Here is a 16,448-nt window from a genome sequence, read left to right as displayed (position 1 = left end):
CATACTGGTAGGCCGGCGTTAAGCCTAATGCCAGTCAGTTAAGGTTTAATTTGCCATCGGCTTGCCCACACTAACACGCCGTAAACCCATCCATGGGGGCTCGTTTCAGCCCGTCCAGGGCTGAAACGGTGAGTTTAGGGCAAACCGATTCTGCATAGTTGATCAGCATTAAGCTTTAATCCAACTTTTTCAGCAAGGTTAACACCTCGTAGTGACTACTGTGGGCGAACATATCAAATAGCTGCACTTTCACTAACGAGTAGTTTGAAAGCTGCGACAAGTCCTGGGCCAGAGTTTGAGCATTACAACTGGAGTACAATAACCAGGCAGGTGCTAAGCGTTCAATATCCTGACACAACGGCTTTCCCAGCCCGCGCCGCGGTGGGTTAACCACCAATAAATCGGGTGCACGTTCTGCGGCTTTAGCAAAGGCTGTAGAATCCAGTGCCTGAAAGTTTACTTTGGTTAAACCAAGTTCGGCTGCCGAGCGCGTGGCACTGGCAATCGCTTTAGGCGCAATTTCAATGCCGGTAAGCTGCTGCTCAGGGCTAACCAGATGCAAACCAAAACCACCGACACCACAAAATAGATCCCAAATATGCTTAAACTGCCCCTGTCCCTGCTGAAGTTCGTTTACCCAGTCTGCTGCCGTTTGGTAGAGCGAAGCCGCCATGGCCGGCTGAGTCTGAAAAAAACTCTGTGGCTGTAAATACAGCGGGATCTGGTTTAACTGCTCAGCTAAAACACTTTGCTCAGTCAGTAAAATTTCTTCTTCGCCTTCCAGTACTGCGGCAGGCAAGGGCTGTAAATTAACGGAACACACTGCAAGCTCTGGGAGTTGTTGTATTAACCAGGGTAAATGTTTTTGTATCGACGCTAAGCAGTTTTTAGAGCGCAACACAAAGCGCAACATAAAACGGCCGCTGTGCAAGCTTTGGCTCAGCAGAATAAACTTAAGCTCGCCACGGCGGCTGGCAATATCGTAAGGCGTAAGGTTGGTGCGGGAAATAAAGGCTTTGCATAGCGCAAATACGGGTGCGAAAGCGGCTGGATACAGCGGGCAGTCAGCTAAATCGACAGACTCGCCTTGCGCATTAATAATGCCCAGCATTGGCGCATCTACCGTGCCCAACACCACCATTTTCGCTTTGTAGCGAAAGCCTTGCTCGCTACTTGCAACCGGAACCAACAGCTCAGGTGTATTGAAAGGCGCCAATAAGGATGTCAGCTGTTGCTGCTTTTCACTTAATTGTGCTGCATAGGGTTTACTCAGCCAGTGGCATGACAGGCAGCGTTTCGCGTCGAAGTGGGCGCAGTACATAGGTTATCCGCAAACATTTAACAATCAAGGGTATTTTACCCTAGCAAACGCCTATAAGCACCCACCGGCTACTGTACCTGTAAACGTTGAGTCGCCACCCCACCCAAATCATCTACGACTCTAAGCTGAAACTCACCCGCTTCTCCATGCCAAAATACGGTTTCACCAGGCGCTGCAACGCCAAGGTAGCGGTTATCAATAAACCAATGTACTTGGGTAACTGCACCATCAAAGCTAGCCTGCAGGGCAATTTTTTGCTGATCGGCATGTTTACCCAGCTGATAGGTTAAACCTGGCTGAGGCGATCGAATTTGCGGCGCTTGTTGCGATAATAACACCCCTGAACCGCACGCATCCTGATACGGTGGCGGTAAGGTCAGTAAGATACCCGCCTGCTGGTAAGCCTCTGCGATATCAGACGGCCAGAATTCAAACACTTTTAGTTCTGTTTGCGGCGGCGAATGTCGGCACGCTCTTAGATCGGTATCAACATATATCGGTACAGCCCGGTGTACATTTGACACGCTAATTGGCGACACCCCGGGAATAAACCAACCCGGCTGTGTTTGCGGGCAGTATTTATTTGGCAGCTCACCACTGCGACTACACAAGACTATTTGCTTGAGGTTAAGACTATTATCGGCGGTAAATAGTTGCTTTTCTGCCGCAACATCGCGTGGCAACAGGGCTAACAATTCAAATAATAACGGGCCGGCAGCGGCGCGCCCGACCAGGTTAGGGTTAGAGCTGCCATCAAAATTACCCAACCACACGGCTAAAACATAGTCACCACTAAGCCCTATCGCCCAGGCATCACGAAACGCATAAGAGGTACCGGTTTTCCACGCTACCGGAGCAGTGTCTATCAATTCAGTCAGTAAAGCCGTTTGAGGTTTAGTATGTTGTCGCAGCATATCCAGGGTTAAAAACGCCGCTTCAGGTGATAACAACGCTTGTGTAGCAGCCGTTACCGGCTGTGCTTGCCATTGCATAGTTTGCCAGTTGCCGCCATTACCCAGCATGGCATACAACTGCACCAGATGCTGCATGCTCAGCTCCATACCCCCCAATACTAACGCCAAGCCATAGTGTTCTGGCTTATATTGCAGCGGCACTTGTGCTTGCTTTAACCAGTGATAAAAATCCGGCTTGGTAAGGCTGGCCTGTAATTGTACTGCGGGTACATTACGGCTGTTGATCAGCGCTTCCGTGGCATTTACCGGGCCGACAAAGCGCCGGTCAAAGTTTTCCGGGTTAAAACTACCATAACGGCGCGGCAGATCATTTAGCAAACTTTGCGGATGAATAACGCCCTGTTGCAAGGCCAAAGCATACACAAATGGCTTTAGTGCCGAGCCCGGTGAGCGCAGCGCCGTAACACCATCAACCTGGCCCGAAATAGCCGTATTATAAAAATCGGCTGAGCCCAGCCAGGCTTGTATCTGCATGGTGCTGCGTTTTACCAACAGCACACTGGCATTGGTAAAGCCTTTATCACTGTTGCGACGCAAATACCCTGCTACACCTCGCTGAATTTGCTGTTGCGTCTTTTGCTGCAAGCTGGTGTAAAAACGCCCTTCTGTTAGCCCCTGCACTTGTAGCTGGTTAATAAAATGCGGCGCATCGTAGGCTAAATCGGCTCGGTTATTAAACTGCAGCGGCAAGCTTAAACGTTGTGCCATGCTTTGATCTGCCAGCGGATACTGCTGCAACCACAATGTCACTAAGCGCTGACGCGCCAGTTCCAGTTGCTGTTCACCTGCTGTGCTTAACGGGCTACGCTGGTTCGGGTTTTGAGGGATCACGCTAAGCGCCAGCGCTTCGGCTACCGTTAAACGGCTTGCTTCTTTGCCAAAGTAAATCAAGCTGGCCGCGGCCACACCTTCAATGTTGCCGCCGTAAGGGGCGTAATTGAAGTAAGCTTCGAGGATGTCATCTTTCGAAAAATGTCGTTCCAGATAAAGCGCATACACCAGCTGCTGCAGCTTACCGCCCATGGTGCTGGTATTCAGTTTAAAGTGCAGCCGCGCTAATTGCATACTCAGTGTTGATGCGCCTTGTCGTCTGCCCCCTTTAATAACACCTTGCCAGAAGGCCCGGCCCACCGCGCTGAGGTCGACACCAAAATGACGATAAAACTGCCTGTCTTCATATAACAGCGTAGCCTTTTGCAATGCCGGAGCAATATCTGCCAGAGGTACTCGTAAGCGGTAACGTTGATCGCCAGCCAACCGCAGACTTAACAATTCTCCCTCAGCCGAAAAATATGCACTACTTTGCTGATAGCCGCTATAAAGTGTTGGTTTTGGCGACAGTATCAGCATTAACAGCGGCAACAGCAAAAACACACCCGCTGCTGCCAGTACCCGCCATTGCCAAACGCTTAATCGCCTTTTATCTATCACTGTCACAGTCCGGCTTAGTCAGTATCTGCCGCATTCACCACAAAGCGTCCTACTGCGGTACTGGCATAAACTGAAAGATCGTACATCGACTGTGCTGATGCCATGGGTATTATAAAGTCGCCGGCCGCCGTGACTTTTACCTGATAACGCAGCTCAGTCATCTGCGGACCAAAACTGGCGTAATACACTACTCTGTCTTCACGAATATCGACATAGTCGGCGCGCCAACGCCCATTTTGACGCGGTACAGAACTACGCACTACAGCAAAGCCTGCTGGTAATAAATCTACCACGGCAATATTGCTGTGCCAGCCCGTTGTTAAACTACGCAGTCGCAAGCGCACAGTAAGCTCTTCACCTTGCTTGGCGTGGGTAACGCTATTGCCGTCTGCGTCTAAATAATCGCGCACGACTTCCAATTGCTGCGCTTGCGCTTTTGTTGCCGGTTGCTTGGCATAACCACTTTCACTTAAGGCGTAAAACAGCTGCTGTTGGCTTTCAAGCAATATTTTCTCAGCACTCGTCGTAAAGACCGCGCGCGGTATGGCATTGGCGTTATCCGCCTTTGACAGTGCAGTACGCCGCCCTTTGTCATCAAGTTGATAAAACTTAGGGGCTACAGCCACTGAGTCCGGCTGAAGCTGGCCGTAAGCTGACAATGCCAGTACGGTATATGCTGAGCCAATAGTGTTGTACTCGCCTTTAAATACCGGCTGCAATAAATCTAGTATGTCTCTTCCATTCAATGCGTTGGCTTGTTCAGCAAAATGGCTTGCCAGTAAATAAACATACTGGGCATCCAAGCTAAGTTGTGACTGAAAAGCCGGGTTAGCAAACGGCGGTAACGGCAGAGTAACTTGTGCCAAATAGCTGCTTTGCAATGTAGAAGGCTTGCCCAAACGATACCCCGATAACAAACCACGGGCTAATTCCGGCTTTTGTAATAACTGATAACTGGCGGCCATATAAATAGCAGTAATGTCACCCTGCCAGCCTTGCTTATGCTGTTTTTCCAGGCGTTCGTGCAATTCCACCAGATAATTGGTAGTCACTTCACCGCTGCGGGTTAACAGGTAAATTGCATTGGCGCGCAAGCGTGCTTGATACAAATTAGCTCCACTTTGCCTGGCAACATTACGCAAATATTCTATGCCTTGTTGATACAAATAATCGGGTACTGCCAGCCCTTGCTCCCGCGCGGCCAGCAAAAAGTGCATCACATAAATGCTGGGGAAGTCTCCACTGCTGTAGCCACCCGGCCAAAAACTGAAACCGCCATCACTTTGCTGGCGCTCAGCCAATTTTTGTATTAACACGGCAAATTTTTCATTTAGCATTGGCCACTGCGCTTGATACGCTGGCTGCTGCACAAGCCCTATCCAGGGGAATACCTGCGACACCACCTGCTCGGTACAACCGTGTGGGTAGTGTGAGAGATAATCGGTAAAGCTTTCAGCCAGCACCAGCGGATTAGCCGAGGCAATAACATGCTGCTGCGCAAACTCGGTATACAACGGATAACGTGTATCTAATGTCACCGGCCCCTTATCCGCAAACCCTGCCTGCAGCGTAGTGTGGTAATCACTGGCCGGACGAATACTCAGGCTAATATCACGACTGGCATCTTCTATTAGCTCACCTTGCTGATACGTAGCGCTAAAGCTCAGGCTGGCTTCACCGGGCTTATCACCCGCTTTTAGCCTAAAGCGCGCGCTTTGTTCACTGTTTTCGCTGATATTAAGTACCTGCTCAGTTGCCCCCACAGCACTTAGGCTATCGGGCAAGGTTAACTGAACTCTGATCGCTGCATCTTTACCTGAGCCTTTTACACCGTTAGCCACAGACACACTCACATCAAACTCATCACCGGGGGCTGCACTGGTGAGCACATCCGGTGTTAATACGAAGGGGCCGCGTACCCGCACATCTTTACTGGTGGCCGATAACGCGGCATCACTTACCGCTACCGCCATTAATTTCAAATTGCCACTGAAGCTAGCGGGAACAGTGACCTGCCCAGAAGCTAACTCTGGGCCGGCTTTTACGATGCCTAACCAAAATACTCCGGGTTGATCGGCCTTGCGCGCAAAGGGGTTTAAGTTACTGTCCAGCATCGCTGCGGCCATTGCCCTTCGCTCAGCATCACCGCCCACGCCAGCCAACTGACGCTGTAACGCACTGAATTCTGGTAAAATTAAATCCAGCATTTGCAAGCTGCGTACCTGCAATGCCCGTTTTTGCAAATAATGCGACAACGGATCCGGCAGCTGATACCCCGCCACCTGTAAAATGCCTTCATCAACACCATACAACAGTAAATCAGCGGGTTGGTCGGTTTTATAGCCTAGCGTGAAGGGTTTACCCGGCCGAACTTCTTGTGGCGCTACCAGGCTAATATCTAGCTGACGTTTACTGCGGTCAATATTAAATGGCACCACAGCATAGCTTAGCGGGCTAACAAACAGCGCATCAGAGTCGGCACCGCGCACAAAGCTCACATTGATATACGCATTGCCTTCAATCCCCTCAGGCAACTGAATATGCTGAATACTGCTGGTGGTGTCGGCAGTAAACCAGCTAAAGGCATGCACTTTGTCAGTTTCAATGCTAATTAAACCAGTACCGGTATAGGGCGCAGTAATATTCAGCTCTATACGGTCACCGGCTTTGTAATCCGTTTTATCCAGCCGAACGTTAAGCGCGGCATTTTTTTCCAGCATGGCACTGATATTACCGGCACCTATTACACTAAACGCAATGCTGCCTAATAACTGTTCACCCTTTTGCAGCAGCAACTCATAATCACCGGCGGTGTCAGTTGGTAATGCATAGGTGCTGCCCTGTGCCGCGATACTAAACGGCGTTTCACTCACATTAATCTGCTGTACTATGCTCTGGTACTGATAGGTACCATCGTTCTGCTTAACCAGGCTAGACAGCGGCCGCTTTTCAACCAGCTTCAGCGTTAATTCCTCTAGCGCAATTTGCGCTAACGCATTATTAACGGCAATAAATTCCACATTACGGCTTTGTTGTTTTTTCAGGTAGCTCAGCTCACCATCAGTTTTTATGCCGACCAACTCGTTTAACGGTGATAGCAAAGCACTATGCCTGCTTTGTACACTTCTGCCACCGCCACCGTCGAAACCCTCCGTTGTTAATAGAAGACGATAAGTACCGCCGCTATATTGCGATAACGGCAGGTTAAAACTGGCTTTACCGTCAGCGTCGGTTTGCTGCTCATCCAGGCTCTGTCGCACACTGGCCCGGTTAACTTGCTCGCTTTGTGGCGCGAGAAAGCGATAATCCGGGTATTCACTAAAGTTAAAGTGGGTTGGGATCAGCTCAAATTTAGCCGTTACTTTGCGCTGCTGTGCTGGGGTGCCAAACAGGTTGTCTAACTGCACCAGGGCAACTAAATTTTCCGGTGATAACCAGCCCTGGGCTGCCGTCGCCGAAATGTTTTGGTTAAAGCGACTGCTAATTTTTAACGTATCGGGTTGAAATTCTTCCACAGCAAAACTTACTGAACCCAAATGCCGTGTGGTATTGCCTTTAGTATCGAGCAAGCTAATATTGGCATGATAGTTACCGGTGTCACTGTTGGCTTGCGTGTCCACACTAAAACTGTGCATACCACGACCACTCAATTGAAAATTTTGCTGCCAAAAGGTTGTACCGCGCGGTCCCTGCACGTGAATTTTTAGCGGTAGTTTTTGCTCTGCTAACGATAAATCGTTATGGCGAATTATCGCCGCCAGTTGCACCTGTTCACCGGGGCGGTAAATACCCCTATCGCTAAACATATAGGCGCTTAAACCCTTTTCACTTTGCTCACTCTGATAGCGGCCACTGGTATTAAATTTAGAGTAATCCAACTGCCGGCTGTAGCGGTCATAGGGAATAAAGCTGCTATCCGTTACGCCATTACTGGTGCGGCTTACTAAATACACTACCGGTTGACGCTCACGCACAAAGCCATTCGTCTTGCCCAGTTTGACACTGCCATTTGCATCGGTGGTGCCGTTTTGCACCGCCACGCCGTTTTTCCCCAACAGTGCTACCTTCGCACCGGCAACAGGCTTACCATTGGCTGTAGACATGACAAAAACCTGCTGCGTTGTATCCGCATTATGTTTTACCAATAGCCCTAAATCAGTCACTAGCACGACTCGCTTATCTAACTCACGGCCTTGTTGTTTTGGCCGTGCCGGGTCAAATTCAGACAATTGAATAAAAAACACCCCCATACCGGCTTTAGCCAGATAGGGTTGCAATGCTAATGACAGATAATTAGCCTGTTTGGCGTGGCTGCTTGCCAAAGAAAAGGTTTTTTCATACAGGCTGCTGATGTTGCTTTCATCAAAGTTGTAGTTAAAAAAGTGTGGCTGGCTAATATCACCACTGGTTTGGCTGATAAAGTGGTTTAGCTGCTGTGGCAACAATTTGTGCAGCTTTACCCGAACGCCTTTTACACCGCGGCTTAGCAATTGCAACGTCTGCTCACCGCTTAATGTTAGCATAGCGCCTTCACCCATAATGCGGGCTTCTTGCGGGTACTTAGGTGCCTTAACCACAGCACGGTATTCGCTAGCTAAGCTAAAATCACTAACCGACTGCAGGCCCTTAGCGACACTCACAAATACACTTTGGCCTGGTGGTAAATCCAGTTTAATGCTAAAGGCGTTATTATGCTGCTCCGGGGTTGGCATCAGCTCAAAACTATGCAAATTAGCTTGCTGCAATACGCTATTGTTTACCTCTCCCGGTGCCCAATAATTCGAGTTTCGTTTTGGATGCTTAGGTAAAACGTATAATTTAAGCTTGTTTTGTAATTCCGTGCGGCTAATGGGATCGGTAAAACTCAGCAACAACATTTGCTCGGGTTCTTGCTCAGGTGTACGAACAATATCGGTACGCAGCTCGTCTACCTTTAAAAAACTGGTTTTATCCGGTACCAATAATTGCTGGGCACTGTCATTCTCTGTTGTGCCCTTGCCCAATCGCGCCTTAATACCGCGCTTTAACGACAAGGTTAAGTACTGTTCTCGCTCTGGCAAGGTAAGCGCAATTGATTGCACGTAGAGCTCGCGGCCGGTTTTATTGGCGCTTAATTCAAATGCCAGTGGTTGACCTTTGCTACTCACCTCACCACCATCTGGGCGCATTATCAGCGACATTTGTGCTTTAACACTGTCAATATCAACTGGATGGCTAAAATTTAATGTCGCAACGATTTGGCGCGTGGCTTGCTCAGTTGGGTGCTGATAAAAACGAAGTTGGTTAATGTTTACTGTTAAAGGCGCAGTATTAACTGTGTATTCAAATTCCGACAACCGCATACCTACCGCAAAAATACGTTTATCCAGCTTCACATCAAAACGACTGCCCGCCGGCCAAGCCTGCTCTGGTGTAAAAGTTAGTGTGTTGTCATCCTGCCACAGCCACTTGCCGGCAATGTCTGGTGTAATACTTACACCCTCGGTTAACACTTCGCCAATTAAATCCAGCCGCGCGGCGGATAACGGCGCCAGTACAGGTTGCCGTTGTGGCTGGTTGCGCATGTCGTAGTTAAATTTTAAGCGGAGTAAGGTTGGTTGCTCTACATCGTCCTGATAATGCCCTACTTCTGGGTTGGTCACTGTTGCTATTATTCGCAACGGTTTAGGCAGTTGTTGATAGTAGTAATAGCCTCCAACAGCACTACCAACCAGCGCCAGCATTGCCACAATTATCCCCCAAAACTTTGTAGGCCGCTGCTGTGCATTTTTCCTAAGTTGTGCCAACCAGCCAGGAGCGACCCACTGAATAGACCCAAATATTTTGTATAACAATGACCCGGAGGCAGGCATAACTAATCCTTGTAAGCGAAAGGCTTCAGCGAGTATAAGCGGCGAAAATTAATCGAGCATGAACTATAACAGTTTGTATTACCTCGCTTAAGCACTAACGCCTAAACAAGGGTTACATCAGCATTCTTAAGTACATTTGCTATCACACTGCAGTATACAGCCAGCACGGCAATTCAAAAAACAAAATGATAATTTAATGATAATTTTTTGATGCAAATTTATCATTTGACCCAATTTTAATTCCATTATTGACTGTTACAGCGTTAAGCAAAACAACCAAGACAAAAATATCAATAAGGAAAAACAATGAAAAAAATTCTTACTGCTCTGGGTCTTTTAATGGCATCTGGTTCTACTATGGCTGCGCAAATGGAATGTATGGTTGATACAGCGAATTATGATCAGTGGTCAACCGGAGAATGTTCAAGTTTCGAATATACATTAGATAGAAAGCCAAACAATGCTATCTGGCGTATTGTGGGTATTCAAAAACCCGTTTCTTCAGTTATTTGGTCTGAGCGTACTACCGGTTGCAGTACTAGCGCAACCAGCTGCACTAAAGCAATTCCACCTTATAGCTACCATGTAGGTAAAGCTACCGTTTTATATACTGATGGCACTTATGAGATCTTACAAGCTACCGCGCAGTTTGAGACGGGCTTTTAAGCGTTAAACCAAACCAAGGCGATAAATGTGCAAGGGGCTATAACGCACCTTGCCATTTATATTGTCGGATAAATAAAGCGCAAACTCACTTACATCCAGCATTAACGGCGCTACCCTCTGCTTAAATTTCCATGAATACCTTGCCTGCCTAGCCAGCGTAATATGCGGCCGGTATTTATCATGAATATCGCTAAAACCTTCTGCGAGACAACACTCTGACACTTGCTGCTGTAACTGCAACAGGGCGTCGGGTAGCTGCGACGGCGCCAAATACAAAATTTTCGGCTTGTTAAAACAGCTTAAAGTATCCAGCGTGATACTAAATTGGGCTAATTTAATACGCCCTGCGGCGCTAATCAGCCGCTGTTGCTGTTCGCTATCTGTCTGGCCTAAGAAAAACAGTGTTAAGTGCAGGTTGCCGCTAGCTACAGCTTTAGCGTCAGGGCATATCGCCAGTGCTTGTTGCTGATACGGCAGCAACTGTTGTTGCTGCGCATGGGAGAATTTAAGGCTGAAAAACAGCCTTTGCATTAGCTTTTAGACCGGGATGGGGTTTTACCACCGGCTTTAGCCTGCGGTTTTCCGCTATTGACTGTCCCACAGCTACTGTCGTTAGCGGCTGGCTTCGCCCCCTTTTTAGAGCTGGGCTTTGCTGCAAATGGCTTTTTACCGGTTTTAGCTATAGCACTGGCTGCTGGGTTTAAACCGGTGTGGCGGCTAAGTGCAGGTTTGCCACCTTTGCCTGGCTTTTTAAACTGCTCGTCGCGACTTTCTTCTGGCACTAAACAACCTTTGCTGCGGCCAATTAAATGCTTTAAGCCCATTTTAATCAGCGCTTCGCGAATTTGCGGCCAGCCTTTGGGGTCGTGGTAGCGCAGTATGGCCTTGTGCAAGCGGCGCTGGCGTTCACCTTTGGGCACCGGTACTACTTCTGAATTCGCTTTATTAATATTTTTCAGCGAGTTCATTTCCGTGTGGTAAATGGTGGTCGCATTTGCCATTGGGCTGGGGTAAAAGTTTTGTACCTGATCCAGTTTAAAATCATGCTCTTTCAGCCATAACGCCAGGTTAACCATGTCCATATCGGTGGTGCCAGGGTGCGCCGCAATAAAGTACGGAATTAAGAACTGCTCTTTACCGGCTTCTTTGCTAAAGCGGTCGAACATTTCTTTAAACTTGTCATAGGCGCCCATACCCGGCTTCATCATCTTCGATAACGGGCCTTCTTCGGTATGCTCCGGCGCTATTTTTAAATAGCCGCCAACATGATGCTGCACCAGCTCGCGCACATAATTCGGGTCTTCTACCGCTAAATCGTAACGTACGCCGGAGGCTACCAGTACTTTTTTAATGCCGGGCAAATTACGCGCTTCACGATACAGCTCTACCGTTGGGCTTTGGTCGGTGTCCATATGCTCGCAAATGGTGGGGTACACACAACTTGGCCTACGACAGGTTTGCTCGGCTTTAGGGTTTTTACAATTTAAGCGGTACATATTGGCAGTAGGGCCACCAAGATCGGATATCACGCCGGTAAAACCCGGCACTTTGTCGCGAATATCCTTAATCTCTTGCATTATCGACTCTTTCGAGCGACTTTGAATAACACGGCCTTCATGCTCGGTAATAGAACAGAACGAGCAGCCACCAAAGCAGCCGCGCATGATATTCACCGAGGTTTTAATCATCTCGTAAGCGGGAATTTTATCTTTGCCATAGACCGGATGCGGTACACGCTGATACGGCAGGCCAAACACTAAATCCATCTCTTCCGTGCTAAGCGGAAACGCCGGTGGGTTTACCCACAAATGCCGGTCGCCATGGCGCTGCATTATTGCGCGGGCACAGCCCGGGTTAGTTTCCTGGTGCAAAATCCGTGAGGCATGGGCATACAACGGCTTATTTACGCTTACCTGCTCAAACGCCGGTAGCTTAACGTAAGTTTGTTCCCACGGCTTTTGCCGTGGCGGCTGCACTAAAATCGGCTTGGCTTCCACTTCTGCCGGCTTGGTTAAATCGATACCGGCTTTGGCGAATTCAGAATAGCTGCTGCAGCCGACATCATCGGCACCATAAGGGTTGTATATCGGGTCAATTTTGCCAATTTTATCTATCGCGGTAGAGTCTACCCCGCGCCAGCCAGGTAATGGCTCTTTGCGAATAACGGCCGTACCGCGTACATCTTGTATCTCGTTTACCGGCACGCCCGAAGCAATACGGTGCGCCACTTCGACCAAAGGCCGCTCGGCATTGCCATAAATAAGAATATCGGCCTTGGCATCAAAAATGACCGAACGGCGTATTTTCTCTGACCAGTAATCATAATGGGCAATACGGCGTAAGCTGGCTTCAATACCACCAATAATCACCGGCACATCTTTATAGGCTTCTTTACAGCGCTGGGTGTATACCGTAACCGCCCGGTCCGGCCGTTTGCCGCCAATATCACCTGCGGTATAGGCATCATCGTGGCGCAGCTTTTTATCCGCAGTGTAGCGGTTAATCATCGAGTCCATATTGCCAGCCGACACACCATAAAACAGGTTCGGCTTACCCAGGCGCATAAAGTCGTCTTTGCTGTGCCAATCGGGCTGCGAAATAATACCCACCCGAAAACCCTGCGCTTCTAACATGCGCCCTACTACGGCCATACCAAAGCTGGGGTGGTCTACGTAGGCATCGCCTACAACCAAAATAACATCGCAGCTGTCCCAGCCAAGTACATCCATCTCAGCGCGCGACATAGGTAAAAACGGTGCCGTGCCATAGCACTCGGCCCAGTATTTGGGGTAGCTGAATAAATCGCGCTCAGGCGCCATGCGTGCTACAGGGGCAGACTTGCGGGAAACGGGAGCAGCAGTGGACATAAATTAAGCACCAGAGCGGAACAAGGGCGCGTATTATACAAGGACTGCAAAGGAAAGGCGAATGGTGGCTGCAAGCTTCAAAGACTTTAAAGTCCTTGCTACAACACCTCGAATATTATACTTTCATTAACTCAAAGAAATACGCTTTTTAAACTTGATTTTTTAGCTCTATTTCTTTGTATTCTCTGACTATTTTTAAGGATTGAAAGTGAAAGCCTACCTGACATTCATTATTTTATTAATATCTTTTCAGCCACTTGCAATGACGACAATTGCAGAGAAAGTATGCAACGCTTATAAAAATGAACAGGATAAAGCTAAATGCTTCACTGAGCTAAAAGAGCAAGAGCTTACCGAGATTTCTAAAATTACGCCGCCAAAATACATAACCTTCAAACATGGAAGTTCTGCATGTATTGAGATTAAATATTGGAAGCAAGCTATAGAGAGAATCTATAGCAACGACGTTCAACCTTTCAGGGATTTAGATAAAAACTGCAGATATCTTCGAGAAAATACGATTGTATATGGGTTACTCAAAAAGGAATTCCATATCAATACGGAACTAGCTCAAATTAAAGCAAGCGACGGAAACAAATACTGGATTGAATTACCTGCAGTTTTACCCATTACATCTGAAAACGAATTTCGACCCGATAATTGGAACACTGATATCAGAAGTCTAAAGTAGCAACCTTGGAGTCTCAGAAACCTTCATAGTCAGTTTCAATTATTACTTTTTGATTGAACCGTTTAACCGCCACCGAGTAAAGCTAGTTAGTTTCAAACTTGTTTTACATTTACCGAAAAACTCAACTTGGTCAAGGCTTTATTTGCTGTAAAAACTCAGGGCGCAATAATGCGCCCCTACGTTGGTTTGGTGTGGCTGTTATGCCGCTGGCTTGACGCTGAATTGCAAGCCAAGTGCTTTGGCGACTTTTAGTACCGTGCTTAATTGCGGATTGCCATCAGCGGATAGTGCTTTATATAAGCTCTCGCGACCAAGACCGGTATCACGCGCCAGTGTGGCCATGCCTTTGGCACGGGCAATATCCCCCAATGCTTTGGCAACAAAGCTGGCATCACCATCACATTCGGCAATTGAGGCTTCAAGGTACGCCGCCATCTCCTCTGGTGTACGCAGGTGCTCTGCTACATCGTAATCTTGCAGTTTTATGCTCATGTTACACCTCAAGATTGTTTACTAATTGATATGCTACTTCGATATCGGCACGCTGGCTTGCTTTATCACCGCCACACAACAGGATTATCAGCACATTGTGCCGCTGCGTGTAATACACCCTGTATCCGGGCCCGACATCAATTTTCAGCTCTGACACGCCCAACTTTAAATTGCGATAGACACCAGGATTACCAGCAGCAAGACGCTGTATTCGGGCCTGAATGCGCGCTCTGCCTTGAATATCCTTTAAGCTATCCAGCCAGTAACTAAACTGCTCAGTTGCTTTTATTTGCTTTACCATTACAGTGTATCCCTCAAGATACTTTTTGCAAGATTATCTTGTGTTACAAGCAAATCTTGTAAGCAGGCGCATATCGTTGCACGCTTACAATTAACTTTTAATCAACCTTAGCAAGCAACAGAAAGTAAGCAAATCTTTGATAAGATAGGATTGAGTTGTAGTAATGGCGTAACAGCCATTTACCGAAAAAATAAACTTGGTCAAGGCTTTATTTGCTGCAAAAACAAAGGGCGCAATACTGCGCCCTTACGTTATATTTCATTTATTCTTACTTCGATTCAGCTGCCCTTTGCAGGCGCTGCTGTTTAAGTTGTTCTTCCTGCAGCAAAAACTGTTGGCGTGCTTCCTGCTGTCTTTGCCGTTGCTGTAGCATTTGCTCGACTTCTTTTGACTCACTCCACCCTCCTCGCTGCACGATACGCTTTACGTCAGCGTCGTAACACAAGGCGGGATTTAGTGTCCAGGCACTGTAAGTAACACGGGTAAACAGCAGCGTTGTTGCAGGACAAGGTTGATACCCCTTCTCAGCTACTTTAGACTCAAAATAGCTATTAATTAGATAGTTACCCAAAAAAATAAAGGCAAAACTGATCAGCATCGCTGTCGAAAACGCTTTAACGAACCGTTCACCTTTTACTGAGGGTTGTTTGCTGCGAATTAAGTAGAATGTAGATCTGATACAAAATAGCAGCAGTACCACAAGAAACACTATTACACCTGGAGCATAAGCATCAGATCCACTTATAACGATAAGTTGTCTGCCGCTATAAATGGCTTCAAGCTGGCTTTCGAGTTGTAAAGGAAAAAGCCAAACCATTAAGGCTATCATTAGTAACGAAAAAACGGCCAGCCCGATTGCGGCCATTATTGCTTTAGTTTTCAACTCCATAGCTGAAAAGGAATTTTAGCTAGATCGTTGAGCTTTCTAATGGCTGAGCGCACTAATTGCCGCTTTACCGACTCGGTTGCAGATCGAATAAAATAATAAATACCCTCAGTCGCTGCGCGTTTAACTTCGAGCTCTTTTTGTTCTAAATGTCGAATCAAACTCTGAGTGATTTGAAAGTGGTTGTCGATAACATTCAATATAAAACCCACGCCGATACATACCGCAATACCAACAGCTAAAGGAACTACTGCAATCGTTGCTCCGGTAACGGCTGTCATAAATGCCGCAGTGCCAATACTTGCTAAATAACCTGCCGTACTGGCAATTGCAATTTTTACTAAGTCTGTTGAAACACCGGCTAGCCAATTTGTCCAACGGTATTCATCCTCAAACAGCCACTGGATACTATGTAAGGTCGTTGAGAAAATAACCGATACCAGAAAACCGCTTTTGGCAGACTTTTTCAGCCCTTCGCCACCAATAGCCATTTTCAACATCACTGTGTTAGTAGCCAGATAACGAGTACCTTTAATAATTAAACGCGCGCGGTGATTCCCTTTAAAAATAATATAAGTCTGCCCGCCTTGTTTAACTGTCCGGAAGGTTTCAAAAAACCGGCTACCGCGCTTCAAATCAACACCCAGCACCGCCACGGTAGCTGCATCTTTACTAGCTGAACCATAGTCACGACTAGTGGCTAACAGCTGTTTCGCTAAATCTAAACCTGTCAAATCTTTGAACATCGCTTCAATTTGCGGCTGTGTCTTACCTTCATGCCGCTGCACAGTAAGCCAAAACTCCGTCAGTTCACGCGCATTTAGTACATAAATATCAGCCTGACTTTCTGCTAAATCCTTTTCCAACTGCTGTTGCAACTGAATACGCTGAGCTTGCTGTTGTGCCAGATATGCCGTCATAAACATTCTTTGTATAAAAGAGAGGAGGTTATTTTAGAAAGGCATAC

At 47.5% G+C, this 16,448-nt stretch carries 11 protein-coding genes; 2 read left to right on the top strand and 9 right to left on the bottom strand.

Annotated features, from left to right (window positions below):
* Positions 1-175 precede the first annotated feature (175 nt).
* From rlmC to ORJ00_RS15350, 3 genes are all read right to left on the bottom strand, one after another.
* Complete coding sequence (gene rlmC, locus ORJ00_RS15360) at positions 176-1,321, bottom strand: 23S rRNA (uracil(747)-C(5))-methyltransferase RlmC (RefSeq protein WP_306140280.1); 1,146 nt, start codon at positions 1,319-1,321, stop codon at positions 176-178.
* 68 nt (positions 1,322-1,389) lie between these two features.
* Entirely contained in the window at positions 1,390-3,726 is a 2,337-nt protein-coding gene (gene pbpC, locus ORJ00_RS15355) for a penicillin-binding protein 1C (RefSeq protein ID WP_306140279.1), read from the bottom strand.
* Between the two features lie 14 nt (positions 3,727-3,740).
* Positions 3,741-9,578 (bottom strand): alpha-2-macroglobulin, encoded by a 5,838-nt coding sequence (locus ORJ00_RS15350; RefSeq protein WP_306140278.1) that lies wholly within the window; start codon positions 9,576-9,578, stop codon positions 3,741-3,743.
* A gap of 306 nt (positions 9,579-9,884) precedes the next feature.
* On the opposite strand from ORJ00_RS15350, the gene ORJ00_RS15345 reads away from it, so the two are divergent.
* Positions 9,885-10,244 (top strand): lysozyme inhibitor LprI family protein, encoded by a 360-nt coding sequence (locus ORJ00_RS15345; protein ID WP_306140277.1) that lies wholly within the window; start codon positions 9,885-9,887, stop codon positions 10,242-10,244.
* 3 nt (positions 10,245-10,247) lie between these two features.
* Here ORJ00_RS15345 and thpR read toward each other — a convergent pair whose 3' ends face one another.
* Positions 10,248-10,775, bottom strand: a complete 528-nt coding sequence (thpR, locus tag ORJ00_RS15340; RefSeq protein ID WP_306140276.1) for an RNA 2',3'-cyclic phosphodiesterase — start codon at positions 10,773-10,775, stop codon at positions 10,248-10,250.
* Entirely contained in the window at positions 10,775-13,063 is a 2,289-nt protein-coding gene (locus ORJ00_RS15335) for a YgiQ family radical SAM protein (RefSeq protein ID WP_306140341.1), read from the bottom strand. Before ORJ00_RS15335 ends, thpR begins: the two co-directional genes overlap by 1 nt.
* A 256-nt stretch (positions 13,064-13,319) precedes the next feature.
* Here ORJ00_RS15335 and ORJ00_RS15330 point away from each other — a divergent pair, with 256 nt between their 5' ends.
* Positions 13,320-13,802 carry a hypothetical protein gene (locus ORJ00_RS15330; protein WP_305977555.1) on the top strand — a complete coding sequence of 161 codons (483 nt, stop codon included), beginning with the start codon at positions 13,320-13,322 and terminating at the stop codon, positions 13,800-13,802.
* A 198-nt stretch (positions 13,803-14,000) separates the two neighbouring features.
* Here ORJ00_RS15330 and ORJ00_RS15325 read toward each other — a convergent pair whose 3' ends face one another.
* The 4 genes from ORJ00_RS15325 to ORJ00_RS15310 all read right to left on the bottom strand — a co-directional run bounded on the left by ORJ00_RS15325 (position 14,001) and on the right by ORJ00_RS15310 (position 16,401).
* Positions 14,001-14,294 (bottom strand): addiction module antidote protein, encoded by a 294-nt coding sequence (locus tag ORJ00_RS15325; RefSeq protein ID WP_008219304.1) that lies wholly within the window; start codon positions 14,292-14,294, stop codon positions 14,001-14,003.
* Between the two features lies 1 nt (position 14,295).
* Complete coding sequence (locus tag ORJ00_RS15320; RefSeq protein ID WP_305977556.1) at positions 14,296-14,595, bottom strand: type II toxin-antitoxin system RelE/ParE family toxin; 300 nt, start codon at positions 14,593-14,595, stop codon at positions 14,296-14,298.
* 268 nt (positions 14,596-14,863) lie between these two features.
* Positions 14,864-15,412: a DUF1240 domain-containing protein gene (locus ORJ00_RS15315; protein WP_305977557.1), complete on the bottom strand. Its 549-nt coding sequence runs from the start codon at positions 15,410-15,412 to the stop codon at positions 14,864-14,866.
* 62 nt (positions 15,413-15,474) lie between these two features.
* Complete coding sequence (locus ORJ00_RS15310) at positions 15,475-16,401, bottom strand: hypothetical protein (protein ID WP_306125446.1); 927 nt, start codon at positions 16,399-16,401, stop codon at positions 15,475-15,477.
* Positions 16,402-16,448 lie beyond the last annotated feature (47 nt).

It is taken from the genome of Rheinheimera baltica (assembly GCF_030731985.1).
GTDB classification, from domain to species: domain Bacteria; phylum Pseudomonadota; class Gammaproteobacteria; order Enterobacterales; family Alteromonadaceae; genus Alishewanella; species Alishewanella baltica.
Note: the sequence above shows the minus strand (reverse complement) of the source record. Positions and strands in the feature narration are given on the sequence as shown.